The sequence below is a fragment of the Methylobacterium sp. J-077 genome, from assembly GCF_022829365.1.
Taxonomy (GTDB): Bacteria; Pseudomonadota; Alphaproteobacteria; order Rhizobiales; family Beijerinckiaceae; genus Methylobacterium.
Genome location: NZ_JAKSYJ010000078.1, coordinates 25,101 through 50,298, shown reverse-complemented (window position 1 = coordinate 50,298; position 25,198 = coordinate 25,101). Strand labels below are relative to the sequence as shown.

Genomic DNA, 25,198 nt, shown 5'->3' with positions numbered 1-25,198 from the left:
CCTGGTTTATCGCGGTGTGCCGTCCAAGCGTCACCCCAGTTTGCGCGAACCGCGTGACGCCTGCACCGGATGATCGGCGCCACAGCCGCTGGCCTCGCATTCGATCGAGCGCCCGTAGCGATCTGCATCCTTGTCCGAGCGATCTTCCGCCCGTCTCGATGCGCGTGTCATGACGGCCCTGCGCTCCCGAGACCGCGGGCTCATTGGGAATGCCGGCACGCTTTTGCTTACATGAAGGTCCAGCACAGGAGCCGATTCGAATATTTTGGTACAGGCATCGTCATCTTTTTATATAAAAATCAGCAACTTAGGCATATTTATGCTCAAAATCTGACCTACTTGTCTTTGAAAATTGAAATAAGTCAACAATTAAAAGTTGATATAAAGCATAAGTTCGTCGTGTATCGCATTGTCATTTTGGATTTATCTGTCCGATGATATCTCGGCGTCCGAATTTTCGAGCCGAATCGGCTCGCACCGGACATCGTCGATGCGCCTCACCATAAGAACCCGCCTGATTGCGCTTCTCACCGTCCTCGGCGCCCTGTTGTTGGGTGCGACGGCACTCGGCAATCTCGCGCTCTACTGGAACACGAAGAGCCTGCAGACGGTCTTCGAAGATCGCGTCGTTCCCCTCGGCCAATTCAGCGGCTTACGCGATGCCTATGACGCCATGACCGAGACCACGCGAACTCTGCGGGACGGAACAGTCGATCCGCACGCGGGCGTTCAAGCCTTCCAGCGCGCCCAGGCCCAGGTGAAGCGGCAATGGGCTGATTACCTTGCCACCTATCTAACGCCCGAAGAGAAGGTTCTAGCAGCAAATCTTCAGGCGCAGATCGACCGGAACGACGTGATCGTCAACGATCTCGTGCGGCATGCCGATGCGAACGCGACGAGCGCCTACGCCGATGCGCACATCGCGTTCCTGAGCGCGATGACCCGGACGCACGCACTTCTCGGCAAGCTGACGGCCTTGCAGATCCGGGTGGCGCGCCAGGAATTCGAGCAGGCGCGGACAACGTCGAGTTGGACAAGCGCCCTGCTCGTTGCCTCTCTCGTCCTCGCGACCATCGCCATCGCGTACGGCATCGTCACGATCCTCTTGCTGGTGGCGCGGCCCCTCACCGGCATGACCGCCACGATGACCCGGCTCGCCACGGGGGACTTCGAGGCGCCGGTGGCCGGCGCGGACCGCCGGGACGAGATCGGCGCCATGGCCGGCGCGGTGCAGGTCTTCAAGGACGCCCTCGTCGCCAAGCGCCGGGCGGACGCGGATGCGGCCGTGGAGAACGAGGCCAAGACCCGCCGCGCGCAGGTGCTGGACGACGCCACGCACACGTTCCGCGCCGAAGTCTCCAAGATGATCCAAACCTTGTCGACCGCCGCGGAAGAGATGGAGGCCACGGCCCAGGTGATGAGCCGGACGGCCGATCAGACGGCGGCCCAATCACTCAGCGTCGCGTCCGGGGCGGAGCAGACTTCGGCCAACGTGCAGACTGTCGCGGCGGCCAGCGAGGAGTTGGCGGCGTCGATCAGCGAGATCAACGTCCAGATCGTCCGATCCTCCGACATGGCGGAACGCGCCGCCAGCGACGCCGTCCAGACCAACACGATCATGCAGGGGCTGGCCGATGGCGCCCAGAAGATCGGGGCGGTGGTCGCACTGATCACCGACATCGCCGCACAGACCAATCTCCTCGCCCTGAACGCGACGATCGAGGCGGCGCGCGCCGGCGAGGCGGGGCTTCGCCGTCGTGGCCGGCGAGGTCAAGGACCTCGCCGCGCAGACCGCGAAAGCCACCGAGACCATCGCTCACCAGATCACCGCCATCCAGGGCGAGACGCACCGCGCCGTGGAGGCCATCCAGGCGATCTCGGCGACCATCGTGGAGCTCCGGGCGATCGCGCTCGGCGTCACCGCGTCGATGGAGGAGCAGGGGGCGGTCACCCAGGAGATCGTCCGGAGCGTCACGCAGGCGGCCCAGGGGACGCAGGCGGTGACGACCAATATCGGCGCCGTCACGGCCGCCGTCGGCGAGACCGGGACATCGGCGTCTCAGGTCCTCACCGCCGCGACGGAATTGTCCCGCCAGTCGGAGCGACTGACCGAAGGCGTTTCGGACTTCCTGGCCAAGGTCCAGGCCGCCTGAGCGCGAGTGTTACGCCACGTCCCGCTGCGGGAGGCGCATCAGCGGCTGGCCCATGCGCAGCCGGGCCCCCTCGCGCAGGCTCGGCCATAGCGTGAAGCCCAGCGGGGCCAGCACCACGATGGTGGAGCCGTGCTCGAACCAGCCCATCTCAGCGCCCTTCTCCAGGCGGGCCGTGCAAGGCAGGATGCCGCCGCCGGTGCGGCGCAGGGCGACCCCCTCCGGCAGGAAGCCGAGGCGCAGGCCCGCCACCAGGATCGCCGCAACCGGCACCAGGGTCACGGCCTGGCCGGCGATCCGCAGGCGCAGCACCGCCCGCTCGTTGCGGCAGAACAGGGCCTCGACGCGCTTCAGCGCGATCGGGTTCACGTTCCAGGTATCCCCCCAGATGTGGCGGACCGATTCGACCCGCAGATCGTGGGGCGCGTGGAAGCGGTGATACATCCCGGCGGTCAGCCGCAGGGTCGCGTAGGTGCCGCCCTCATGGGTGCGGGCCAAGTCCGCGTCACCCCCGAGGAGGTCGGCGAGGCTGTAGGACAGGCCCTTGATCTGGAGCAGCCGGCCGGCCTCGATCCGGCCATGCGCACCCAGGATCGCGTCGCTGGGGCTCACCAGGATCGTCGGGTCCTCGGCGACCGGGCGGGCACCGGGGCGCAGCGCGCGCACGAAGGCGGCGTGGAGGCTCGGGAATCGGGTGTCCGCGGCGTCGCTCAGGTCGACGTCGCAGAACAGGCGCCAGGTGGCAATCGAGAGGTCGCGCACCAGCGGCTGCTCGATCCGGCTGAACCAGCCCATGAACCGGGTGGCGAGCCGGCGCGGCAGCCGGTTGGTCAGCAAGAAATTCAGATCCTCCTGGGCGCCGAGCTGCGCCAGAGCGCGCCGCAGCCGCGATCCCGCCGAAACCGTCATCATGCCGTGAATTGCCTCCGATACGGCGTGGGGCGATGTCCGCACTCCTCGCCACCCTGTCCGCCACAGCCGCAGCCGCGGTGATCGCCCTGCCCAAGGCCGCGCAGCGCCTGCAGCTGTCGCGGGCCAAGCATCCCTCGCTCACAGGCCACGCCCGGATGGCCCGGCGCGTGGCCGGGCTGATCCCGCATTACGCCTATTCCGAGCGCGCCTTCTTCCGCTCCGACGATCCGGACGAGACCGTGGCGCTGCGGCGGGAGAACGGCTTCGCCCGGCTGTCGGATCTCTACCGGACGCGGTTCGCCCGCACCCGGGCCGAGACCGATGCGGTCCGCGACGGGCTGTCGGACCTCCAGTTCACCGGCCTGTACCGGGTGCCGTTCCAGTATGCCCGGCACGTGCGGGCGCATCTCGGGGCCGGGGCCTTCGCGGCGGCAGCCGAAGGCGTGACCGTCACGGATCTCGACGGCAACGTGTTCTACGACCTGGCCGGATCCTACGGCGTCAACCTGTTCGGCGTGGATTTCTACCGCGCCTGCCTGGAGGAGGGCGCCGCGAAGGTCGGCGCCCTCGGCCCGGTGCTGGGGCCGCTGCACCCGGTGGTGACCGGCAACGTCGCGCGGCTCAAGGCGCTGTCGGGCCTCGACGAGGTTTCGTTCCACATGTCCGGCACCGAGGCGGTGATGCAGGCGGTGCGCCTCGCCCGCTACCATACCGGCCGGCGCCGGATCGTGCGTCTCTGCGGCGCCTATCACGGCTGGTGGGGCGAGGTGCAGCCCGGCATCGGCAACCCGGTGCCGACACGCGATACGCTCACCCTGGCCGACATGTCCGAGCGGACGCTGCGGGTGCTCGCCAGCCGCCGGGACGTCGCCTGCGTGCTGGTCAACCCGCTCCAGGCCATGCACCCGAATGCAGGTGCGCCGTCCGATTCCGCGCTGGTCGATAGCGGCCGCAAGGCCGCGTTCGATCGCGCCGCCTACACGCAATGGCTGCAGGAGCTGCGCGCGGTCTGCACGGCCAACAAGATCGTGCTGATCCTCGACGAAGTCTTCCTCGGCTTCCGCCTCGCACGCGGCGGGGCGCAGGCGTATTTCGACGTGCGCGCCGACATGGTGACCTACGGCAAGACCCTGGGCGGCGGCCTGCCGGTGGGGGTCATCTGCGGCCGCGCCGACCTGATGCGGCGCTTCCGGGACGACCGTCCGGTGGACATCTGCTTCGCTCGCGGCACCTTCAACGCCCATCCCTACGTGATGGGCGCCATGAGCGCGTTCCTCGACCGGCTCGAGACCCCGGAGGTCGCAGCCCTCTACCGCGACCTCGACGCGACCTGGGAGGCCCGGGCCGCGCGGCTGAACGGGCTGCTGGCCGAGTCCGAGCTGCCGGTACGGGTGGCCAACATGTCCACGGTCTGGACGGTCCTCTACGCGCGGCCGTCGCGCTACAACTGGATGCTGCAATTTTACCTGCGCGCCGAGGGGCTGGCCCTGTCCTGGGTGGGGACCGGCCGGATGATCTTCAGCCTCGCCTATGACGACGCGGCGTTCGAGGCGGTCGCCGCGCGGTTCGTGGCGGCGGCGCAAGCCATGCGCGCGGATGGTTGGTGGGAGGGCGGCCCCCCGACCGACAAGGCGATCCGTCGGGCGATCCTGCGCGAGGTCGCGGCGGTCCGGTTCGGCAAGCTGGGCGCCCGTTTCGGCCTGAAGGCGCCGGAACAGGCCTGATCTGGGTTTCCAAAGGGCCGCCGGCGCTTTGGCGGGGTTCGGGGCTTGCAGCCCCGAGCTTGCAGTGCTCTGGCCTGCACCCGCAAAAGGTCGATGACCTTTTGAAACCGGGACTTTCCCGGCATCACCGAGGCGGGGGAGCCTCCCGCCCGGCGATGCCCAGGTGACGTTCAGGCGCCGTGCTCGTGCGGCTCGTGCTCCTCGACCAACTCACCATGCAGGAGTGCCAGCGGCGCCTTGTGGTAGAGCTTGATGTCGTGGAACGGGTCCGTGAGGATCTTGGTCGCCCAGACCAGCCCGGTCTGCACGTCGCGCAGGAAGAACAGCTGCACGGTGCGGAACAGCAGCCCCGCCCCGGCCAGCCACAGCCAGATCCAGCCGACGTTGCGGATCAGGTCAGCGGTCGTCTGGTGGGGAGAGATCAGGCCGAACAGGGTGGGATCGAAGTAGAGCGGCAGCGGCGACAGCGCCCAGATCGCCAGCAGCACGATCTTGCGCTGGAGATTGTAGCCGACCTTGATCTCTTCCTTGTGCTCGTGCGTCGCGTTGTTGACGTGGTCGTAGCCCTTTGGCTCGAAGAACAGGTGGCCGGCCTGCCGGCTCGTCATCGCCAGGAGCCAGCCGATCAGCGCCGCCGTCGCGGGGTCCTTGAAGGCCAGCGCATAGGCGACCAGGAAGCTCACGGCGCTGACCACGTGCAGGCTCTGGTTGATCCGGTTGTGGTGGTAGTAGCGGTGGTCGTCCCAGCGCTGGACGCGCAGCGCCTCAAGAAAGCTCGCCATGGCGTTCTTCTCCGATCGATCGTGGTTGGGCTGGTCAGAAAACGTGCGCGCTCACGCGTCGCGCTTGCGCAGGCGGATGAGGGAGAAGTGACCGAGCGGTGGCAGAGCGCGGCGCTCGACGACCTCCACCGGGGCGGTCGCCGCCCAGGCGGCGTAGCGCGCCCAGGAAAACTCGGTCCGCCAGCCGAGGCGGCTCGTGACCGGCATCAGCGTGTGCTCGACCAGGCGGCGCAGGCCGCCCTCGGCACCGATCCGGGTGGTGATGACGATCTCGCCGCCGGGGCGCAGCACCCGGGCGAACTCGTCGAGGGCAGCCTCTGGGTTCGGCACCGCGGTCACGACGTACTGAGCGACGACAACGTCGAAGGAGGCATCCGCGAAGTCGAGATGCTCGGCATCCATCACGGCAAGGCGCTCGACGTTGCGCAGGGCGAGCCGCGCCACGCGGCTGCGCGCCTTCTCCAGCATGGGCGCCGAGATATCGATGCCGACGATGGCGGCGGCCCGCCGATAGGCCGGCAGCGACAGGCCTGTGCCGACACCGACTTCGAGGACCCGCCCGCCGATTCGCTCGGCCGCGGCCGCCGCCAGGGTCCGGCCCTGGGCGAAGACCGGGCCGAACACCAGGTCGTAGACGGGTGCCCAGCGACCGTAGGCCTTGGCGACGCCGTCGCGATCGAGGTCGGGGCCGAGCGTCGCCGCCCGCGGTGAACCGGTGCTTTGCGTTCCGAGGGCCATGAGGGTCCTGTCTCTCGCTGTCTGTCAGGCTGAGGCACCCGACCGCCGGCGCTTTGCGGGCCGAGGGATCCGGGATTCAGGGAAGACCGGGCTCAGGCCCGGATACGGATCACACTGGGTTCGAGCCCCGCCGCACGATCCAGTCGCAGCGCCGGTTTCGACGGTGCCGACCCGAAGGCGCGAAACGGATCGCGACCCATGCAGGCGGCCCGGTCGCTGGCGGGAGGTGGACGATTTGCCGATGACATCACAGACATGGTGAGGCCGCGGTTAGCAGAAACGGCGGCGCCGGAGGCGCCAATCCAAGCGGAACGTCATCGGCCCCACACCGTATCCCCGAAGCAATCTTTCCGCCGGCAAAGCTATGATTGTCGTTTGACGATGTTGTGACATCAAAAAAGTGTCGTCTACAGCCATTCACTTCGCTGGCAAAGCATTGATCCGGCGAGAACATCGCATCACGCTCCAGATCGTCTTTGGAAAGCTCCTTAGATCAGGGATGCGTCGATCCGGATACGGCCGAACCTGTGCTGTGGCCGGCCGGGCGGCGCGGGCCTCGATCGGTCGGCCGATGCGTTCACGATGATGAGAAACACCGGCCCGGACGTCTCAGCGGTCTTGCGGGCTTGCGCTATGGTCCGAATACCACAATGCGGCCGGACGGTGTGTCCGACATCATCTCGCCCTGTTGTCGACGAGATGTTCCCCGGTACTCGGTTGAAGACCATGGCGCGGCTTCGCGCCGAAGGAGTGTTTCGCGTGATCGAACAAATGCGGCGTATGACCCTTGCTGTGGCGGCGGTCGCCGGGCTCGCCGGCATGGCCGGGCGGGCGGAAGCCGCGCAGTGCGGCAACAACGCGGCCGGGTTCGAGGCCTGGAAGCGGGACTTCGCCCAGGAGGCGCGCGGCAAGGCCAGCGCGGCGAGCCTGGCCGCCCTGGAGGGCACGAGCTACTCCACCGCCACGATCTCGGCCGATCGCGGGCAGCACAGCTTCAAGCTGTCCCTGGAGCAGTTCCTCGCCAAGCGCGGCGGCCCGACCATCGTCTCGCGCGGGCGGCAGCTCAAGCGTACCAACGCCGCCCTGTTCGAGTCGATCGAGCAGCGCTACGGCGTTCCCCCGGGTCCGCTGCTGGCGATCTGGGGCATGGAGACCGGCTTCGGCGCGGTTCGCGGCAACGTCAACACCCTCTCGGCGGTGGCGACCCTGGCGTATGATTGCCGCCGCTCCGAATACTTCACGGACCAGCTCTACGCGGCCTTGACCCTGGTCGACCGCGGCCTGCTGTCGCCGAGCACCCGTGGGGCGGCGCACGGCGAGGTCGGTCACACGCAGTTCCTGCCGAAGAATGTCCTGACCTACGGCACCGGCGACCTGAACAATGTCGGCGCCGCCCTGTCGTCGACCGCCAACTTCCTGAAGGCGCATGGCTGGCGCCCGGGTGCCGGCTACCAGCCCGGCGAGCCGAACTTCGTGGCGATTCAGGGCTGGAATGCCGCGCCGGTCTATGAGCGGGCGATCGCGCTGCTCGGAAAGCAGATCGACAACGATTGAGATCTATTCGCGATCGGATGCGCCCCGGACTTGGAGCGTGAAACCTTTATCCGCCCGAAAATGGTCCTGATCGATCCTGAATCGACCACGCCGTTGCCCCAGAAAAGCCGGCCGGCACCCGCTGTTTCGTCCCGGCGGGGCCGGCCGGCCCATCGTACCTGCCACCGGCTTTTTAGGCCGCGGCGACGATGATCCGGCGGGCGCCCGCTCCGCGATGAGAGCATGGGCGCCCGCATGGCCATCGACCCCGCGCCGCTGGACGGCCTCACCACCCGGACCGCGCGCCGATCCTGCGCCGCCCCCCTGGCGGCCCTGACCGCCGCGGTGGCGCTGGCCGCTCTGGGAAGCGGCGTCCCGCATTCGGGGAGGCCGTCGGCCGACCGGCGGGTCAATCCCGATACCGAGATCGCGGCCGCCGAATCGCCCCCGGAGGCCGCACCGCTGGCGGTGAATCCGGACACCCCGGGAGCCGAGGCTTGGCGCGACGCCACCGGCGGCCCCCTGTCACGCTGGGCCTGGACCCAGATCGAGCCGCCCGCGCTACTGCCGATCCCGGAAGCGGCGCCCGCACCGGAGGTTCAGGGTACCGAGCCGCCGCGCACGGCGATGACTGTGCCGCTCCCAATTCCGCGCCCCCCCGAATTCCGATCCTCGCGCGGTCCCGATCTCGCCCGTAGAGCCGAACGGCGCATCGCCCGCCGCGAGTCGCCTCCGGCGCCGATGCCGCCCCGGGAGGACGATCGCTCGTTCCTGGAGAAGCTGTTCGGCGTCGAGCGGACGCCCGCGCTGGCCTACGCGGCCCTCGAGACCCGGCCCGCGGATCTCGTACCGCAGAGGCGTATCTCGCCGCCGCTCGCCCCATCGGATGCGCGACCCACGGCGGGGACGGCCGTCTACAACATCGCGGCGCGTGTCGTGACGCTGCCGAACGGGGAGCGCCTCGAGGCGCATTCCGGCCTCGGCGAGGGCCTCGACGAGCCGCGCCTGGTGAACGTGCGGATGCGCGGCCCGACGCCGCCCGGCACCTACGACCTCACGGAGCGGGAGCAGCTGTTCCACGGCGTGCGGGCGATCCGCCTCACCCCGGTCGGGGGCACCGAGGCCATCTATGGTCGCGTCGGCCTCCTGGCCCATACCTTCATGCTCGGCCCGCGCGGCGATTCGAATGGCTGCGTCTCGTTCCGCGATTATGACCGGTTCCTGCAGGCGTTCCTGCGCGGCGAGGTTCAGCGCCTCGTGGTCGTGGCCGGCACACAGGATTCGCTGCCGAGCCTCGCCGAAACATTCACCCGCACCCGAATGGCCCGCAACGGCACTTGAGCCCGAGCGGCCGCCAAGCCCGGCGACGGCACGTCCCCTCGCACGATGCCTCCGCCGGGACCGTGGAAACCGCTGGGGGCGCCTATCGAAATCCGGTGTCCAGCATCGCCTCGACCGACCTCACGAAGCGGCTGCGCGTCTCGGGTGTCGCCTCGCGCAGATACGCGGCGATGAGCTTGAGAAGATAGGCCTCGGCCTGGTCTCCCATGCCTTGGGTCATCAGCGTGCCGGGATCGTCGCCGAAAAAGGCAGATACGGGCAGCCCCAGGGCTTCCGAGATGCGCGCGAGCTGGTGCTTGCACCCGGTCTCCGCCCCGTCGCCCCCCCCATTCATGAACGCGTCTCCGAGTGCCGCACGCGGACCAGACTGGCATGCCGTATTCAAGCTGATGGAAGCCCATCAACGCGGATCTGATCCCCGGGTCAACATGCCTATGCGTTCGATATTCAATATCGGTAATAAAAACCCACATCTGAATTCGGCCCACGTGGCAATTTTGTACCGTCGCGGCTGACTATCACCGGCGGACATTACGCGCTTCTCAGACAGCATCCCGATCGGGGGAAGCCGCATCGGCATAGGCACTGTCGGAAGGAAGCTCGCAATCGTGTAGAACGAAAAGCAGATCTGGCTAAATTAGTCTGCTAGGTTGCAATATATTAGAAATATTCCACGTAATAAATTGTAGTTCGGAAATTTCGGACCTGTGATTTTTCTCCGAGCAGGCCATGCGTCTTGGCACAAACCACGGATCGCCTGAGCCGCGAAGACGCCGGATCGGGCTCGCCGCAGCTCTCAGATCCCCAGACGTCCGATAGCCGGAAGCTTGATTCCGGGGCGGCGCAGATCGATCCCGGCGACGCCGCCGAGCAGGTTCAGCTCCAGGCCTTCGACCCAGGCGAGCGTCAGCCCGACATAGCCGCCGAGGTTGAGCCGGATGCCGGTGCCCGAGGGCGTCCACCCGATCCATCGTCCGTCGTAGGGAAAATCCTTTCCGATCGCCGTCGCCGGAAGGCTGGCGCGCATCTCCGGCACCGCCGCCATCACGGCCGCCACGAAGGTGTTCGAGTTCGGCCCCGGCCAGACCACGTAATCGCCGGGCCGGGCGTAGCGGTATTCGGTTACGGCCTTGCGGATGCGCGTGAGCATCGCCTCCGCTTCCGCACCATCCGCGGCGAACACGGTCTCGGGCGCGTTCCCGAACCAGCGCCCATCGGGCACGAAGCGATCGATCCAGATCGGCTGACCCCAGGCCGTGTAGTCGAAGCGGCGATAGCGGCCGTCGCCGGTGCCCTTGATCACAATCCAACTGTGCGTCGCGACGATGCCGCGCCAACTCACCGTGCGGGCGGAGAAGATCCGCACCACGGCGCCGGGATGGGCCTCCGCCGGCGGGAGAAGGCCAGCGCTGGATCGGTCGGCCGAGCGCCAGTCGCCGCCCGCACGCAGCCAATACCGCGTCGCCGAGACCGCAACCGGCACGAGGAAGACGACGACGAGCGCGAGGAGCGCGAACCTGAGCAGGAACACGGGACTGGCCGGGCTATGGCGGAAGACGGGACAGATGTAGGCCGGCGCCGCGTCCATTGACATGCGGCCGAACGGTGCGGCGCGCGTTAGGCCGGCCGGGACAGCGCGTCGAGGAACAACGTGGTCGCAAGGAGGTCGGCGCAGCCGCCCGGGCTGAGGCGCGCCGCCACGAAGTCGCGATGGATCGCGATGGCGCGGTCCCGCCAATCCGGCGCCGCGATCCCGCCGGCATCGAGGAAGGCCGCCGCCGCAGCCTGCGCCCGCATCAGACCCTCGGGGCCGCCGCGGTGAAGCAGGTTGGTATCGTCTAGGACGGCCATCAGCGCGAAGAAACATTGCACCCGGGCGGCCTCGGGATCGTCCGGCGCACGGGCCCGGCCGAGGCGCAGCGCCGGCAGGCCGACTTCGCGAATGGTCGGAAAGCCCGCGGCCGCCTCAGCACTGGCGCCTCCGACGCCGTAGCGGCGCGCGGCGCGGCCCCCATGGCTGTCGGCCGAGGTCGGCGCCCGGGCGATGGCGCCGCCCCACAGCCGGCCCACGGCCTCGGCCCAAGCTTCGGCCGGGGCCGGTGCATGTCTGGCCACGCCCACGGCGGCACAGATCAGCCCCAGGGAGAAGATGGCGCCCCGATGGGCGTTGACACCACCGGTCGCCGCCAGCATCGCCGCCTCGGCCCTCAGACCGATCGCCCGGAGCCCGGCCATCTCGGAGGCGCGTCTGCCGGCGGCGACGAGCTCGGCGAAATAGGGCCGGATCGCCGCCGCGCTGCGGCGCAGGGTTCCGGCATCCATGTCGTGGTGGCTGCCCGAGTCGACCGGGCTGACGAGGCCGGGCTTCGGCCAAGTCTCCAACTCGTCGATCAGGGCCGCGTGGGCGAGATCCGCGACGCGCTCGTCCCCAAGTTCCGAGGAGCACGGCGTTTCCTGGACGCACAGGTCAGAAATGCGGTCCCTCCCGCGCAGCATCGATGGATCGTGATCCGCGGGCCGGCCCAATCAGCCGCCGCGGCGGATCGCGAAGGCTCGGGTCGGGCAAGCTGCTACGCACGGCCTGCTCAACCGTCAATTCAACCGCTTCGCCTCATAGCCGCAATGTCCGATCGCGGCTTCTTGCACGGCCGGCCTCGAGGGCGCTCCAATCCCTCAGAACAAGCCGACGAAGCGGTCCGGCAACTGCCACAGATCCGGCACCTCTGCCCAACTCTTGCGCTCGATTGCGTCAGCGAATATCCTCTTCGTCGTTTCAAAGAGATCTTCGCCGCGTCGCAACTGGACGCGCCTGCGCGCCAATCCGGCGACGTCCGACTTGATGTGGTCCAGAAAAATCATAGGCGGGATGGCGTGATGCGAGTCCGGGATGCCGACCGGTGCAGCGGCATTGCGCTTCTTCTGACGCTCGAACAAGATATCGTTGTCGCAATGGGCCAGATGGAACAGGAATAGGTCACCGAATTTCGGTCGATGCTCGTGGACCACACAGTGAAAACCGATATGCCAGTCCGTACGCTTGGAGATAAGCGTCGCCTTGCACAAGGATGATATGGGGCGGACATATCTCCTCTGAAGCGATACAGGGCGTTGAAGATCGATCGGCGCCTCGCCCTCGACATGGCGGACATCGGCGCCGAACAGGTCGAGGACCGCCGGCACTTCACGAGCCGCAATGTATTGGGACAAAGACGGTGCCACATCGGGATCGACGACGACCAGTTCATCGGCATCTGTGAACAGCACGCACTTGAAACCGAAAAACAACGCAGTACAGAAGTCTCGGATCGTGTTGACGCGCTCCCATTCGTCCAGCGGCGTTCTCGGAAGCCGGATCAGGTTTGCGTTGATCCCGCGGGTCGAACCATCGTCGGAACCATGGTCGAGGACGTAGCAGTTCTCGGCCCCGACCTGCCGTTCGTAGTGCCTTAACCATAGAGGCAACATCATCGTTTCATTAAACGCCATGGTCACCACGGCGAGCGGCCTTTTCTCCACCGGACATTTTCCTTCGAGACGGCATTTCGATAAGCCGCCGCCATCGTACGCCGCGGGACGCTAATCAGGAGCTAAGCTGGATATGGAGCGAGCGCCGCAACTTCTGCGATCCTTGAGCAAAGACGCGCGGATCATCGAGATCGGCCCCAGCTTCAATCCCCTTGCCCCGAAATGCGACGGTTGGAACACGATCGTGGTCGATCACGCTTCGCGTGAGGCGTTGCTCGAGAAATACCATGACCAGGCGATAGACCGGATCGAGGCGGTCGACATCGTCTGGACCGGCGGTTCCCTGGCCGACGCGGTCCCGAGCGATCAGCATGGGACGTTCGACGCGTTCATCGCCAGCCACGTCATCGAGCACACGACCGACATCGTCACCTTCCTGCACGCCGCGGAGACGTTGCTGAAGCCGGACGGCGTCGTGATCCTGGCCGTCCCGGACAAGCGCAAGTGCTTCGACTGCTACCGGCCGCTCTCCGCCACCGCCGACGCGATCACGGCCTTCCTGGAGCGACGCGACCGGCATACGCTGCGGACGCATATCGACTACGCCCTCAACATGGCATTGAAGCCGGGAGGGATCGGGGCTTGGGCCGCCAGCGACGTCCAGTCGGCCGAGCCGGCCAATCCGCTGACCGACGCGCCGCACTGGCACGCCGCCGCGCAGCGTCCGGATTATACCGACGCGCATGCCTGGGTGTTCGTGCCGTCGAGCTTTAGCCTAATGATCCTGGAAGTGTCGCTGCTCGGCTATCTCGACCTGCAGGTCGAGGACCTGCAGGAGCGGCACGCGACGGAATTCTTCGTCTGGCTCCGCAAGGGCGCGCCGCGCCTGTCCGCCGAAGAGGCCCGGCGTGAACGCACCGCGCTGATGCAGAGCGTCATCGCAGAGCTTGCCGATCAGGCGCGCCAGTTGCCGGACGGACCGCTGAGTGAGACGGCGGCCCTGCTGCGTGACCGGCTTCTGAAAGCCGAGTATCGCGCGCAGGCCCTGCGACGGGTTCTTTCGGCCGTGCAGGCCAGCATCGGCAGGCTGGGCCTGAACCGCGGCCGCTTTCGGCAGCTGATCGCGTCGGCGGGCCGGGAGGTTCCGGCGAATGCGCTAGCCCCGATCCAGCACCACATCCTGCTGGACGAGGCAACGAAAATCCTCAACCGGAGGAAGACGGCCGACGGTTCGGCGGCGACCGGCAACGACGATCCGGCAATGGCCGAGAACGCGGTTCTCGTCGTGCCGATCGGCGCGGCCCAGTTCCGCGATCCGCTGCTGGCTGCCGAACTCGCGCGGGAGCGGCAGCGGTCGCTCGCGGTTCGGGTCGTGCTCCAGGCCGTGCTGACGAGCCTGCGCGCCCATTCGTGGGACAAGAAACGCTTCAAGGCGCTCATCGCGAAGGCCGCTCAAGAGACGCCGAACGAGGGGCCCGAATCGGCGCGCCACGCGGTGCTGGCCGAGGAAAGCCGGAGGGTCTTGGGCGTGGGGCGCGCGTAGAATCTGGGTCGGCGACTCAACGCGCCGGCGGCTCCCAGATGCCGAGGGCGGATGCGTCCACGGGGCGGGGCAGGAGCCCTTCCGCCCGGAAGGCATCGGCGATCGTTTGCTGCTCGGACAGGGCGGCCCGCGTCACTGGTTCCACCCGGTAGCTGCGGCGCGCATTCGCCCGCAGGATCACCTCGGGCTCGATTTTCCAGAAGGGCGCGAGAAGGGCAGCCGCATCGGCCGGCTGCGCCTTCACCCAGGCGCCGGTCTCGGCCAGCTGGCCGAACAGGGCGGCGAGCACCGGGCCGTTGGCGGCCACATACGGATCGGCGGCGAGATAGTAGCGCTTGTACAGCGAGAGCCCGGCACCGTCCCGCAGGACCCGCGCGCCCGATTGCTGCTGGGCGGCGGAGAGGAACGGATCCCAGGCGACCCAGGCCTCGACGCCGCCGCTGGTGAGCGCGGCCCGGCCGTCGGCCGGCGTCAGGTAGGCCGGAACGATATCCTTGAAGGTCAGGCCGGCCTCCGCGAGGGCTGCCAGCAGCAGATAGTGGCTCCCGGCGCCCTTGGTGACGGCGACCCGCCGGCCGCGAAGGTCCGCGACGGTCTTGGCGGAGGACGTGCCGGGCACGAGGATCGCCTGTGCGTCCGGGGAGGGCGCTTCCAGGGCGATGTAGCTGATCCGGGCGCCAGCGGCCTGCGCGAAGATCGGGACGGTGTCGGCCACGTCGGCCGAGACGTCGATCTGCCCGGCATTGAGCGCCTCCATGATCGGAAGCCCGCTGGTGAATTCGTGCCACGACAGCCCGGTGCCGAGCGGCGCCAGCGCCCGCTCCAGATTGCCGTTCTGGCGCAGCAGCGCGATCAGCGTCGAGGAGCGCTGATAGCCGATGCGGAGGGTCGCGGCCGAACGGGCTGCGCGATCCGGTGCGAGGAGCGCAGCGGCGGCGAGACCGGCGATCAGGCTTCGGCGGGAGGCGGGCATCGTGTCATCCAGGGCGCGGGCATCGCGGGCAACCTAGCACCGATGCCCGCGAATCCCGGAGGCGAACCGCCTGCCTGCCGCAATCGGCCGATCCGCGTGAGGCATGTGGCCACCGCCTGGATCTACGCAATCAAGCGGTCTGGCCGAGGATTTCCAGGATCGTCCGGCGCATCCGGACGAGGTCGGGATCGTCCCGGTGCCGCGGATAGGGCGCATCGACCGGAAGCTCCGCCCGGATCGCGGCCGGGCGGTCGCCCAGCACGATCACCCGCTCGGCCAGGATCAGAGCCTCCTCGACATCGTGGGTGACGAGCACCGCCGTGAAGCGCTTCTCCTGCCAGAGCCGCAGGATCTCGGCCTGCATCGCCAGCCGGGTCAGCGCATCGAGCTTGCCCAGGGGTTCGTCGAGGAGCAGCAGGCGCGGCTCGTTGACCAGCGCCCGGGCGAGAGCCGCCCGCTGCGCCATGCCGCCGGAGAGCTGGTGCGGATAGGCATCGGCGAAGCCGGAGAGACCGACGAGCCCCAGCGCACGATCGATGCGCACCGCCCGAGCGGCACGGCCGACGCCCTGGGCTTCGAGCCCCAGGGCCACGTTCCCGCGCACGGTGCGCCACGGGTACAGGGTCGGGTCCTGGAAAACGAGCAGCCGGGACGGGTCCGGCCCCTCCACCAGTTGGCCGTCGACCGTGATCACCCCCTGGTCCGGCGGCTCCAGGCCGGCGACCAGCCGCAGCAGGCTGGACTTGCCGCAGCCGGAGGGGCCGAGCAAAGCGACGAACCCGCCCGGCTCGACGGCGAGGCTGACCCGGTCGAGCACCGGCAGGGGGGCGCCGCGGATGTCGAAGGCGTGGCTGACCGCCTCGACGCGCAAACTCGCACCGAGGGCCTTTGCCACGACCGTCCGTTGTTCCTGCGTGGCGGCTACCATTGCACCAGCCCCTTCTGCCAGGCGAGCAGGCGGTCGCGCAGGCGGAACAGCAGCGTGATCAGCGACGAGCACATCAGCGCCATCACGATCAGCGCCGCGTACATGTTGGCGTAAGCCGCCCAGCCCTGGGCCCATTGCAGGTACCAGCCGAGGCCGGACTTCACGCCGAGCATCTCGGCCACGACCAGCACCGCGAAGGAGCCGCCGAGCCCCATGAACAGCCCGACGAAGACGTGCGGCAGCGCCGCCGGAATCGCCACCCGCAGGATCAGGAAGCCGCGAGAGGCGCCGAGCGTCCGCGCCACGTCGAAATAGGCCTTGTTGACCCCCGCAACCCCGGACTAGGTCAGCACCGTCACGGGAAAGCCGGTGGCGAGCGCCACCAGGAACGTGCTCGCCGACCACGAGGACGGGAACACGAAGAAGGCGAGGGGCAGCCAGGCGGTCGCCGGGAGCGGCCCGACAAAACGCAGCACCGGATGCGCCCAGTAGCCCACCGCCTTGGACGTCCCGATGGCGACGCCGAGCACGAAGCCGATCCCCGCGCCGAAGGCGTAGCCGCCGGCCAGCAGGATCAGCGAGTTCAGCGTGCTGCCGCCAAGCTTTTGCCAATCATCGACGAAGACCTCCAGGATCGCCTGGGGCGGCGGGAAGAACGGCATCGGCAGCAGATCGAGCTTCGCCGTGACCAGCTCCCAGGCCAGCAGCGCGACGGCCAGCGCCGTTAGCCAGGGGCTCCGGTGCCCGAGCCGCGCCCCGAAGGTCCCGAGTCGGCAGGCGAGCAGACCGAGCGGCAACAGCGCCAGACCGATCGCCGCCGCGCCCTGCGCGAAGACCGCCGTTCGGGGGAAATCGCCCGCCTCGGGCAGTTCCAAGGTCACGCCGGCGAGCACCAGCCAGACGATACCGGCCGCGAGCACACGCCAGGGCGGGGAGGTCAGGCGCGCGGGCACGGCGGCGACATTGCGCGGGGCCGTGCCCGCGGTGATGCTTCCGGACATGAGACTCCTCAGCTCAGCACGTCGGCGTAGATCCGCTCGGCGAACTTCGCCGTATCGGTCGAGCGCTTCAGGACATTGACGAGCTTCAATTCGTCGCCGTAGAGGGCGAGCTGTTGCTTGAGCCTGCCGCCGACAGGACTGTCGCCGTGCTGCTGCCCGCGCAGCATCGCGGCGAGATCCTGGATGGAGCCCTTGCCGCCGTAGCCGGAGAACGCCTTGGCGGCCGCCTCGGGGTTCGCGTGGACGGCGTGCCCGCCCTCCAGGATCGCCCGGGTGAGGGCAGTGGCGACCGCCCGGTCGTTCCGGAGCAGGCTGCCGCGGACCGCCACCACGCAGCAGGTGCGGTCGGCGTATTCTCCCGACAGGTTGGTCGCGACTTCCGTGAAGCGCGGGTCCTTTAGCCAGATCCAGGTCCGCGGGTCGCCGTCGGCCAGCGCCTGGGCCTCGCCCTTCTGCACCGCGAGGTTCAGCAGATCGGCCGGGTATTGCCGCCACGCGACGCCGCTGTCCGGGTCGATCCCGGCTTTCGCCAATTGCAGGCTGAAGAAATTCTTGGCCGGGCTCGCCTGATCGCTGATCGCGATGGTCTTGCCCTCGAGCGATGCGATGTCGGTGATACCGCTCGTCTTGTTCGCGAGGAGCCTCAGGCAGCCGCCATGCAGGCCGGCGGTGATCCTGACGTCGAAGCCCTGTTCCAGAGGCTTGAGCCAGCGCAGGGCCATGCCGATCCCGGCATCGGCCTTGCCGGTGGCGATAGCTTCCAGCAGCGCCTCGGTGGCACCGCCGAAATTGACGAATTCCACGTCGAGGCCGTGCTTGGCGAAGATGCCCTGCTCCTTGGCGAGCGGCGCGGCGGCGGTGCAGATCGCCGTGGCGTTCCAGGCCAGCTTCACTGGCCGGAGCGGCCCCGAGGGGGCCTCGGCCGATGCCGGCCGGCAGAGCGGACCGGGATCGAACCGCGGGCCTGGCCCGGGCGCCCAGGCCTGGCCCGCGCCCATACCGAGGCCGAAGGGCGCGGCCATCGCGGCGGCGCCCGCCCGCAGCAGCAGGCGGCGCGAGGGCATCCAGCCCGAGTCTTTGGTCCCCGGATGTGACGGGTCGTCGATCATCGCACGTCTCCGGGCCGCGCGACCGCGCGGCGAGGTAAGTCGACGCACGACGCGGCCCGACCGCGCGGCCGAGCATTCCGTGCATCCTCGATTTGGGTGAGTGATCCGTCGAGGGATCAGCGGATCCAATATTCAATCAACTCGACGCCGATTCAATGGAAGCGTTTTCTGATCTTTCCGCAGACTCGCAAAGATCTTCGCTTGCTGGCCCAGGAAACGCAGACGATTTCCAGCGCCGTCCGGGCGGGTGCCGATGCGGAGACGCGATCCCGGAATCGATCCACGGCGGCCGATGGCGTCAGGCCGAGCCGACGCGATACTGCCGGGGCGGCTCCGTGCCGTTCACCGCGAAGGCGCCGACGATCCGGTCCCGGTAGATCCGAGGATTGTGTGAGGCGATGGTGCGGGCGTTGCGCCAGTAGCGGTCGAGACCGAGCCCGTGCTTCACCGCAGAGGCGCCCAGCGCATCGAACAGGATGGTGGTCGCCTCCAGAACCAAGTTCGTCACGACGGTGACCGCTTGGTTGACCTCGACATCGGCGAGGGCCGTGGCGCGCTCCGCCTCACCGGTAGCTTCAACCCCCTGGCAGACCGCGTCGCGATGCAGCTCGGAGGCCCGCTGCAGCGACTCGGCCGCCTTCAGTGCTACGGCACCGGCCGCGTAGGCGTTGCCGCGCACGCGCCCGACGACGGCCAGGATCTGGGGATCGTCGGCGGTCCGCCCGGCATTGCCGTGGCTGTAGATGCGGGTCCGCTCGGCGACCAGGCGCCCGACATCCTCGGCCGCGGCCCGGCCGATCCCGGCGAGCGTCGCCAGATGGACGAGCTGGAAGAACGCCATCGCGTAGGGGAATCTGTCCGGGTCCGGCTTGATCAGCTCGGGCGCCAGGACGACGTCGTCGAGCCGGATCGTGCCGCTCGCGGTGAGCGCCTGTCCGAACCCGTCCCAATCGTCGACGATCTCGACGCCCGGCGCTCTGGTCGGCACGGCCGCCACGATGGCGGCGCCGTCCTCGTCATCGGCGGAGAGGTGGATGTAGTCCGCGAACAGCGACCCCGTGGTGTAGAACTTTTTGCCCGACACGACCAGGTCGGCGCCCCGGCGGCGCACCACCGTGTCGAACTGGCCGACCTTCGCGGCGCCGGTCTCGGAGACGCCGCTGCCCACCGTCTCGCCGGCGGCGATCCTGGCGATCCAGCGCGCGCGCCAGTCCGGCGCCGTCGAGCCGAGCACGTCTTCGGTGAACCCGAAATGGGCCCGCAAGGCGTTGGTGACGTTGGAATCGGCCTGCGACAGCTCGATCAGCAGATTGAACAGCTCGGGCAGGCTGGCGCCATGGCCCCCGGCCTCGACCGGCAACCGCAAGGTGGTGAAGCCGGCCTCCTTCAGCCAGCCGATCTCGGCATGGGGCAGGCCACGCGTGCGATCGCGCTCGACCGCCGTGGCGCGGATCTCGGCGAAGACGGGCCGGAACCGGTCGGCCAGTTCTTCATAGCGCTCGCTCGGGCCAGCGCCCCAACCCGCATCCCTCTGCGACATCGCCTGAAGCTTCCTATCCTGATCGTCGCGACCGGTGCCGGAGGACGTTCGGCGCGAGATCTAAGGATTCGGCAAGTCAGACCACAATCTCAAGCCGTCACACAGAAAAAACGACCGTTGTCGATCGATTTGGAACCGTGATCTCTTTACGAACACCTGTGTGAACAAGTGTTTCGGGCGACGGGCATGCGAGGAAAACAACGTTCTCGCCTGTAAACCGCGCGGTCGAAACGGGTCGGCCTTTTCGAGAAGGCCGCGAAACCGCGGTCCGAAAACGACTCGGCGAAGCCGCCTGATGGCCGGTAGCGGGACGCGTCGTCGGGACTTCTTCGAGCTGATGCAGTCGCGCCCGCTACCAGCTCGGCAGCACGGTGCTCCCGAACGTCCTCTCGATGAACGCCTTGACCTCCGGGCTGCGATAGCTCGCCACGAGGGCCTTCACCCAGGGCTGGTCACGGTCGGCCTCGCGGACCGCCAGGAGGTTCACGTAGGGTCCCTTCGGTTCCTCCTTGAGGATCGCATCCGACGGTTTCAGGCCGGCCGGCGTGGCGAAGTTGGTGTTCACGGCCGCGGCGTCGACATCGTCGAGGGATCGGGGCGTCTGCGCCGCGTCGACCTCGATGAACCGGAGTTTCCGCGGGTTCTCGACGATGTCGGCGACGGTCGGTTTGAATCCGGTGCCGGGCTTCAGCTTGATCACGCCCTTGTCCTGCAGGAGCAGGAGCGAACGGCCGCCATTGGTCGGATCGTTCTGGATCGCCACCGTGCCGCCGCTCGGCACGGCGTCGAAGCTCTTGTGGCGCTTCGAGTAGATCCCGAGCGGGAAGTTCACCGTCGTGGCGACGCCGATGATCCTGTAGCCGCGATCGGCCTTCTGGTTGTCGAGGAAGGGCTGGTTCTGGAACGAATTCGCCTCGATCTCGCCGGCCGAGAGCGCCTCGTTCGGCACGACATAATCCGAGAATTCGATGATCTGCAGGTCGAGGCCGTTGCGGGCGGCGACGGGCTTGGCCGCCTCCAGGATCTGCCCGTGCGGCCCCGGCGTCGCGCCGATGCGGACACGCTTCAAGGCCTCCGCGTGGCCGGCAGCAGGCAGCAGGCAGCAGGCAGCAGGCAGCACGATTAGGGCGGCAAGCACCAGGCGACGCAACATGACGGACGATCTCGCGATTTCGGTATCGAACATGTGTATGGATCAGCTTTGGCGATGGCGCCGGTTGAGGCGGCGCGCGAGGCTGTCGCCCGCGGTCTGGAACACCTGCACCAGCACGATCAGGACGACGACGACCGCCAGCATCATGTCGGGCCGGAAGCGCTGGTAGCCGTAGCGGATGCCGAGATCGCCGAGCCCGCCGCCGCCGACCGCGCCGGCCATGGCGGAATAGCCGATCAGCGATACCACCGCGAGGGTGACGCCGAGGACGATGCCCGGCAGCGCCTCCGGGATCAGCACCTTGCGGATGATCTGCGCCGGGCTCGCCCCGAACGCCCGCGCGGCCTCCACCAGCCCATGATCGACCTCGCGGATCGCCGCCTCCACCAGACGGGCGATGTAGGGCGCCGCCGCCACCGTCAGCGGCACGCTGGCCGCGTAGGTCCCGATCGACGTGCCGGCCACGAGCCGGGTGAACGGGATGATCGCCACCACGAGGATGATGAAGGGCGTCGAGCGCGTGGCGTTGACGATCATGCCGAGGGCGGCGTTGAGTGCGGGCGCCGCCAGTAATTCGCCCCGCCGGCTGGTGGCCAGGAACACCCCGAGCGGCAGGCCGAGCAGCGTGCCGATGATGGCGGACAGCGCCACCATGGTCAGCGTGTCGGCGGTAGCCTGCACCAGGAGGTTGAGGAGTTCAGGCGACACGGGCGGCCTCCTGAGCGACGTCTTGCGCCGGCGGGAGATAGCCGAGGAAGGCGACCGGGATGTCCAGCGCGGCCAGGTAGGATTGAGCTCGGGCTGTGACGTCGGGTCCCGGGGACAGACCGATGGCGAGGGAGCCGAAACGCTGGCCGCCGATCTCGTCGACCGCGCCCGCGAGGATCACGGCCTCGATCCCGGTCTCGCGGGCCAGCCGGGCGATGATCGCGGTCTCGGCCTGCGGCCCACGCAGCGAGAGACGCAGCACCGGCACGCCGCCGGGGCGCGGATCGGACGAGATCCGCTCCGCGAGGCCCGCCGGCAGGTCGAGCCCGACCTCGCCGGCGAGCAGGCTGCGCGTCACCTCGGCCTGCGGCCGGGTGAACACCGCGTAGACCGAGCCGCGCTCGACGATCGCGCCGTGATCGATCACCGCCACGTCGTCGGCCACCGCCCGGATCACCGACATCTCGTGGGTGATGAGCACGATGGTCAGGCCGAGATCGCGATTGATACGCTTCAGGAGCGCCAGGATCGACCGGGTGGTCTCCGGGTCGAGGGCGGAGGTGGCCTCGTCGGAGAGCAGCACGTCGGGCTCGGTGGCGAGAGCGCGCGCGATGCCGACGCGCTGCTTCTGGCCGCCCGACAGCTCCGCCGGGTAGCGGCCGGCCTGGGCTTCCAGGTTCACCAGGGCGAGCAGTTCCGCCACCCGGGCGCGGATCGCCGCGCGTTTCCAGCCCGCAAGTTCCAGCGGGAGGGCGACGTTGTCGGCCACGGTCCGCGAGGACAGCAGGTTGAAGTGCTGGAAGATCATGCCGACCCGGGCGCGCACCTGCCGCAACTCCCGCTCCGGCAGGCTCGACACTTCCGCGTCACCCACCACCACGCGGCCGGTGCTCGGGCGCTCCAGGCCGTTGATCAGCCGGATCAGCGTCGACTTGCCCGCCCCCGACCGCCCGATCACGCCCAGGATCGTGCCGGCCGGCACCGTGAGGTCTATCCCCGAGAGCGCTGCGAGCTGCGCCGCGCCTTTCCGCGCCGGATAGGTCTTCGACACGCCCTCGAACCGGATCTGAGGTGTGTCGGCGGATTCACGGGACGGCGGCAGGGTGGACACAGCCTGGGGGTGCTCCTTCTGATCCGGGCCAATCGGTCCGCGACTTCGTCGGGCCGTACGGAAGCGACCTGTATGACGTTCCGCGTCGAGCAGGGTCAAGGAAAGGCGGGCACATAGTTTTCCGGCTTCGCAGAAGCAAAATTTTCCAATCGCCAATTGAGAGGAATGATCTTCTCACGACAATCGCCTGAAGCTGTGGCGTTCAGTCGATGAGGCGTCACAAGGTCTTCCAAGCATCGGGCTGCCCAAAAATATCCATCCTGCATGTTGCGGCCGATGGAGCAGGTCTGTCTTCCGAATAGCGTCGAATTCGAAATCTTGTTTCATTGATCGATCACCCCGGCGCGGGCATCAATAGTCGTCGCCCGCTCCTGGCGCCCATGAACCGGGCATGCCGGTTCCTGCATTGACGCGGACGGGCACGGACCGACCGGAGACCACGATGACCGACGATACGCCCGCAGGACGGTCCCCGTCCCGCCGGACGCTCCTCATGGCCGGCCTCGGGGTCGCGGCGCTGCCCGTCGCGTCACCCGCCGTGCATGCGGCGGCGCGCGAGGTGAAGATCAGCATGCAGCGCTCTTCCGTGCTGTTCACGGTCCTCAAAGTGAAAGGCACCCTGGTCGACCGCTTGGCTCCGCTCGGCTTCACGCCGACCTGGCACCTGTTCACCAATGTCAACGAGCCGATGAATGCCGGGGCCGTCGACATCCACGCCGACGTCGCCGACGCGGTGCCGATCTTCACCCAGTCGGCGCGGGCGCCCCTGACCTTCTACGCCCGCGAGCGCGGCGCGCCGGCCGCCGAAGCCATCATCGTGCCAGCGGAGTCACCGATCCGCAGGGTCGCCGACCTCAAGGGCCGCACGGTGGGCGTGGCTCCGGGCTCCGGCAGCCACTACGTGCTGGCCGCGGCCTTGAAACGCGCGGGTCTGCGCTTCGACGACATCCGCCCCGCCTATCTCCAGGCGCCCGAGGGCGCGGCCGCGTTCGAGCGGGGCAGCCTCGACGCCTGGTCGATCTGGGACCCGTTCCTCGCCTTTGCCGAAGCCAAGCGGCCGGTCCGCACCATCGCCGACGGAACCGGCCTGACGAGCTACCACCGCTATTACATGGTCAACGACAGCTTCGTCGCCGAGCAACCCGCGGTGGTCACCACGGTGTATCGGGCGCTGGTCGAGGCCGGCCAGTGGATAAAGGCCAACCCGGACGCGGCGGTCGCGCTGCTCGCTCCCGTCTGGGGTGACCTCCCGCCCACCGTCGTGGCGGCGGCCAATGCGCGGCGGACGTACCTGGTGGAGCCGGTGGACAGGGCGCAGCTCAGCGAGCAGCAGGCGATCGCCGACACTTTCCTCGAAGCCAAGCTGATCCCGCGCCGGATCGATGCCACCGATGTCCGGATCTGGACGCCACCGGCCGTGAGGGGCTGAGGCGATGGTCGACGCACCCCGTTTCGGTATCTGGGCCGCCGTCCATGGCTCCCGGGCCGCCCATCACGATCCCGAAGAGCCGGACGACGCGAGCTGGGACCGCAACCGTGCCCTGGTGCTCGAGGCCGAGGCGCTAGGCTTCGATTCGGTGCTGGTGGCCCAGCACACGATGAACCCCTACGACACGAGCCGCGACCAGCTCGAAGCCTGGACCGCCGCGGCGGCTCTGGCCGCCCTGACCCGGCGAATCGAGATCATCGCGGCGATCAAGCCGGGCCTGTACCATCCGGTGGTGCTCGCCAAGATGGCGCTGCAGGCCGAGCATATCAGCGGCGGCCGCTTCGCGCTCAACCTCGTGAATGCCTGGAACCGGGCCGAGTTCAAGCGGGCCGGCCTGCCGTTCCCGGCCCATGACGACCGCTACGCCTACGGGCGTGAGTGGATCGGGCTCGTGGAGCGGTTGATGCGCGGCGAGCGCGTGACCGTCTCGGGCGCGCATTTCCAAGTCGAGGATTACCAGCTTCGCCCCGCCGGCACCTATCGGCCGCGGCCAAAAATCTATCTCGGCGGCGAGTCGGAGCCGGCCCGGGCGCTGGCGGTCGACCACGCCGATGTCTGGTTCATCAATGGCCAGCCGCTGGACGACGTTCGCGGGTTGATCGCCGACGTCTCCGGACGCCCCGCGGCCAACGGCCCTCTGAGCTACGGCCTCTCGGCCTTCGTCATCGCTCGGGAGACCGACGCGGCGGCGCAGGCCGAGCACGCCCGCCTCCTCGCCCTGGCGCAGGGCGACGCGGACTTGCGCGCCGACACCCGCGCCCGGACCGACGCGGCCAGCGTGATGTTCGCCAAGACCGACGCGGCGGCCAGCCGCCATGTCGGCACCAACGGCGGCACCGCGGCCGGGCTGGTCGGCAGCTACGAGACGGTGGCGGCCCGGATCCGCGCGTTCCACGAGGCCGGCATCGGGCTGTTCATGCTGCAGTTCCAGCCGTTCGAGGCCGAGATGCGCCGGTTCGCCGAGCATGTCCGGCCGCGCGTCCGCTGAGTCAGGGGTT

20 protein-coding genes and 2 pseudogenes are annotated in these 25,198 nt (G+C 68.5%); 7 read left to right on the top strand and 15 right to left on the bottom strand.

The genetic code is table 11. The annotated features are described in order from the left end of the window. The first annotated feature begins 490 nt into the window (after positions 1–490). A pseudogene (locus tag MKL11_RS05225) lies at positions 491–2,153 on the top strand (methyl-accepting chemotaxis protein). Between the two features lie 9 nt (positions 2,154–2,162). Here the strand turns inward: MKL11_RS05225 and asd are convergent. Beyond that, the gene (gene asd / locus MKL11_RS05220) at positions 2,163–3,062 is read right to left on the bottom strand and encodes an archaetidylserine decarboxylase (RefSeq protein ID WP_243940925.1); all 900 of its coding nucleotides are present in this window, start codon (positions 3,060–3,062) and stop codon (positions 2,163–2,165) included. Between the two features lie 32 nt (positions 3,063–3,094). On the opposite strand from asd, the gene MKL11_RS05215 reads away from it, so the two are divergent. Next, positions 3,095–4,786 carry an aminotransferase class III-fold pyridoxal phosphate-dependent enzyme gene (locus MKL11_RS05215; protein WP_243940923.1) on the top strand — a complete coding sequence of 564 codons (1,692 nt, stop codon included), beginning with the start codon at positions 3,095–3,097 and terminating at the stop codon, positions 4,784–4,786. Between the two features lie 170 nt (positions 4,787–4,956). On the opposite strand, the gene MKL11_RS05210 is transcribed toward MKL11_RS05215, so the two are convergent. Together MKL11_RS05210 and MKL11_RS05205 are read right to left on the bottom strand one after the other, a co-directional pair. After that, a complete protein-coding gene (locus MKL11_RS05210; RefSeq protein ID WP_243940921.1) occupies positions 4,957–5,568 on the bottom strand; it encodes a hypothetical protein in 612 nt (203 codons plus the stop codon). Positions 5,569–5,619: 51 nt separating this feature from the next. Next, positions 5,620–6,306: a class I SAM-dependent methyltransferase gene (locus MKL11_RS05205; RefSeq protein ID WP_243940919.1), complete on the bottom strand. Its 687-nt coding sequence runs from the start codon at positions 6,304–6,306 to the stop codon at positions 5,620–5,622. A gap of 771 nt (positions 6,307–7,077) precedes the next feature. On the opposite strand from MKL11_RS05205, the gene MKL11_RS05200 reads away from it, so the two are divergent. Beyond that, positions 7,078–7,860: a lytic transglycosylase domain-containing protein gene (locus tag MKL11_RS05200; protein ID WP_243941125.1), complete on the top strand. Its 783-nt coding sequence runs from the start codon at positions 7,078–7,080 to the stop codon at positions 7,858–7,860. A 234-nt stretch (positions 7,861–8,094) separates the two neighbouring features. Further along, on the top strand, positions 8,095–9,180 hold the full coding sequence (locus MKL11_RS05195) for a DUF2778 domain-containing protein (protein ID WP_243941123.1): 1,086 nt from the start codon (positions 8,095–8,097) through the stop codon (positions 9,178–9,180). 82 nt (positions 9,181–9,262) lie between these two features. On the opposite strand, the gene MKL11_RS05190 is transcribed toward MKL11_RS05195, so the two are convergent. From MKL11_RS05190 to MKL11_RS05175, 4 genes are all read right to left on the bottom strand, one after another. After that, positions 9,263–9,514 (bottom strand): hypothetical protein, encoded by a 252-nt coding sequence (locus MKL11_RS05190; RefSeq protein ID WP_243940917.1) that lies wholly within the window; start codon positions 9,512–9,514, stop codon positions 9,263–9,265. Positions 9,515–9,976: 462 nt separating this feature from the next. Next, a complete protein-coding gene (locus MKL11_RS05185; RefSeq protein WP_243941121.1) occupies positions 9,977–10,711 on the bottom strand; it encodes a DUF3750 domain-containing protein in 735 nt (244 codons plus the stop codon). An 86-nt stretch (positions 10,712–10,797) separates the two neighbouring features. Further along, on the bottom strand, positions 10,798–11,676 hold the full coding sequence (gene mdcB, locus MKL11_RS05180) for a triphosphoribosyl-dephospho-CoA synthase MdcB (RefSeq protein WP_243940914.1): 879 nt from the start codon (positions 11,674–11,676) through the stop codon (positions 10,798–10,800). Between the two features lie 177 nt (positions 11,677–11,853). Then, on the bottom strand, positions 11,854–12,696 hold the full coding sequence (locus MKL11_RS05175; protein WP_243940912.1) for a glycosyltransferase family 2 protein: 843 nt from the start codon (positions 12,694–12,696) through the stop codon (positions 11,854–11,856). Between the two features lie 82 nt (positions 12,697–12,778). Here MKL11_RS05175 and MKL11_RS05170 point away from each other — a divergent pair, with 82 nt between their 5' ends. Next, positions 12,779–14,188: a class I SAM-dependent methyltransferase gene (locus MKL11_RS05170; RefSeq protein WP_243940910.1), complete on the top strand. Its 1,410-nt coding sequence runs from the start codon at positions 12,779–12,781 to the stop codon at positions 14,186–14,188. Positions 14,189–14,204: 16 nt separating this feature from the next. On the opposite strand, the gene MKL11_RS05165 is transcribed toward MKL11_RS05170, so the two are convergent. From MKL11_RS05165 to MKL11_RS05130, 8 genes and pseudogenes are all read right to left on the bottom strand, one after another. Further along, on the bottom strand, positions 14,205–15,161 hold the full coding sequence (locus tag MKL11_RS05165) for an aliphatic sulfonate ABC transporter substrate-binding protein (RefSeq protein ID WP_243940908.1): 957 nt from the start codon (positions 15,159–15,161) through the stop codon (positions 14,205–14,207). 130 nt (positions 15,162–15,291) lie between these two features. After that, positions 15,292–16,089 (bottom strand): ABC transporter ATP-binding protein, encoded by a 798-nt coding sequence (locus MKL11_RS05160; RefSeq protein ID WP_243940906.1) that lies wholly within the window; start codon positions 16,087–16,089, stop codon positions 15,292–15,294. Then, positions 16,083–17,090 (bottom strand): annotated as a pseudogene (locus MKL11_RS05155) (ABC transporter permease). The gene MKL11_RS05160 and the pseudogene MKL11_RS05155 overlap by 7 nt, the downstream one beginning before the upstream one ends. Positions 17,091–17,098: 8 nt before the next feature. Continuing rightward, a complete protein-coding gene (locus tag MKL11_RS05150) occupies positions 17,099–18,199 on the bottom strand; it encodes an ABC transporter substrate-binding protein (protein ID WP_243940904.1) in 1,101 nt (366 codons plus the stop codon). 298 nt (positions 18,200–18,497) lie between these two features. Further along, positions 18,498–19,739: an acyl-CoA dehydrogenase family protein gene (locus MKL11_RS05145; RefSeq protein ID WP_243940902.1), complete on the bottom strand. Its 1,242-nt coding sequence runs from the start codon at positions 19,737–19,739 to the stop codon at positions 18,498–18,500. A 352-nt stretch (positions 19,740–20,091) separates the two neighbouring features. Further along, the gene (locus MKL11_RS05140) at positions 20,092–20,892 is read right to left on the bottom strand and encodes a MetQ/NlpA family ABC transporter substrate-binding protein (protein ID WP_243940900.1); all 801 of its coding nucleotides are present in this window, start codon (positions 20,890–20,892) and stop codon (positions 20,092–20,094) included. A 42-nt stretch (positions 20,893–20,934) separates the two neighbouring features. Then, positions 20,935–21,600 carry a methionine ABC transporter permease gene (locus MKL11_RS05135; RefSeq protein WP_243940898.1) on the bottom strand — a complete coding sequence of 222 codons (666 nt, stop codon included), beginning with the start codon at positions 21,598–21,600 and terminating at the stop codon, positions 20,935–20,937. Continuing rightward, a complete protein-coding gene (locus MKL11_RS05130; RefSeq protein WP_243940896.1) occupies positions 21,590–22,711 on the bottom strand; it encodes a methionine ABC transporter ATP-binding protein in 1,122 nt (373 codons plus the stop codon). The genes MKL11_RS05135 and MKL11_RS05130 overlap by 11 nt, the downstream gene beginning before the upstream one ends. A gap of 442 nt (positions 22,712–23,153) precedes the next feature. Here MKL11_RS05130 and MKL11_RS05125 point away from each other — a divergent pair, with 442 nt between their 5' ends. Together MKL11_RS05125 and MKL11_RS05120 are read left to right on the top strand one after the other, a co-directional pair. Then, entirely contained in the window at positions 23,154–24,140 is a 987-nt protein-coding gene (locus tag MKL11_RS05125) for an ABC transporter substrate-binding protein (protein ID WP_409565812.1), read from the top strand. Between the two features lie 4 nt (positions 24,141–24,144). Next, positions 24,145–25,188, top strand: coding sequence for an LLM class flavin-dependent oxidoreductase (locus tag MKL11_RS05120; protein ID WP_243940894.1), 1,044 nt, complete (start codon positions 24,145–24,147; stop codon positions 25,186–25,188). Positions 25,189–25,198 lie beyond the last annotated feature (10 nt).

Excerpts from the sequence above, each read along its gene's own strand:
- MKL11_RS05170 (WP_243940910.1), top strand. The coding sequence starts at position 12,779 with ATGGAGCGAGCGCCGCAACTTCTGCGATCCTTGAGCAAAGACGCGCGG.
- asd (WP_243940925.1), bottom strand. The coding sequence starts at position 3,062 with ATGATGACGGTTTCGGCGGGATCGCGGCTGCGGCGCGCTCTGGCGCAG.
- MKL11_RS05205 (WP_243940919.1), bottom strand. The coding sequence starts at position 6,306 with ATGGCCCTCGGAACGCAAAGCACCGGTTCACCGCGGGCGGCGACGCTC.
- MKL11_RS05120 (WP_243940894.1), top strand. The coding sequence starts at position 24,145 with ATGGTCGACGCACCCCGTTTCGGTATCTGGGCCGCCGTCCATGGCTCC.
- MKL11_RS05195 (WP_243941123.1), top strand. The coding sequence starts at position 8,095 with ATGGCCATCGACCCCGCGCCGCTGGACGGCCTCACCACCCGGACCGCG.
- mdcB (WP_243940914.1), bottom strand. The coding sequence starts at position 11,676 with ATGCTGCGCGGGAGGGACCGCATTTCTGACCTGTGCGTCCAGGAAACG.
- MKL11_RS05190 (WP_243940917.1), bottom strand. The coding sequence starts at position 9,514 with ATGAATGGGGGGGGCGACGGGGCGGAGACCGGGTGCAAGCACCAGCTC.
- MKL11_RS05125 (WP_409565812.1), top strand. The coding sequence starts at position 23,154 with ATGACCGACGATACGCCCGCAGGACGGTCCCCGTCCCGCCGGACGCTC.
- MKL11_RS05150 (WP_243940904.1), bottom strand. The coding sequence starts at position 18,199 with ATGATCGACGACCCGTCACATCCGGGGACCAAAGACTCGGGCTGGATG.
- MKL11_RS05210 (WP_243940921.1), bottom strand. The coding sequence starts at position 5,568 with ATGGCGAGCTTTCTTGAGGCGCTGCGCGTCCAGCGCTGGGACGACCAC.
- MKL11_RS05215 (WP_243940923.1), top strand. The coding sequence starts at position 3,095 with ATGTCCGCACTCCTCGCCACCCTGTCCGCCACAGCCGCAGCCGCGGTG.
- MKL11_RS05140 (WP_243940900.1), bottom strand. The coding sequence starts at position 20,892 with ATGTTGCGTCGCCTGGTGCTTGCCGCCCTAATCGTGCTGCCTGCTGCC.
- MKL11_RS05165 (WP_243940908.1), bottom strand. The coding sequence starts at position 15,161 with ATGCCCGCCTCCCGCCGAAGCCTGATCGCCGGTCTCGCCGCCGCTGCG.
- MKL11_RS05160 (WP_243940906.1), bottom strand. The coding sequence starts at position 16,089 with ATGGTAGCCGCCACGCAGGAACAACGGACGGTCGTGGCAAAGGCCCTC.
- MKL11_RS05200 (WP_243941125.1), top strand. The coding sequence starts at position 7,078 with ATGCGGCGTATGACCCTTGCTGTGGCGGCGGTCGCCGGGCTCGCCGGC.
- MKL11_RS05145 (WP_243940902.1), bottom strand. The coding sequence starts at position 19,739 with ATGTCGCAGAGGGATGCGGGTTGGGGCGCTGGCCCGAGCGAGCGCTAT.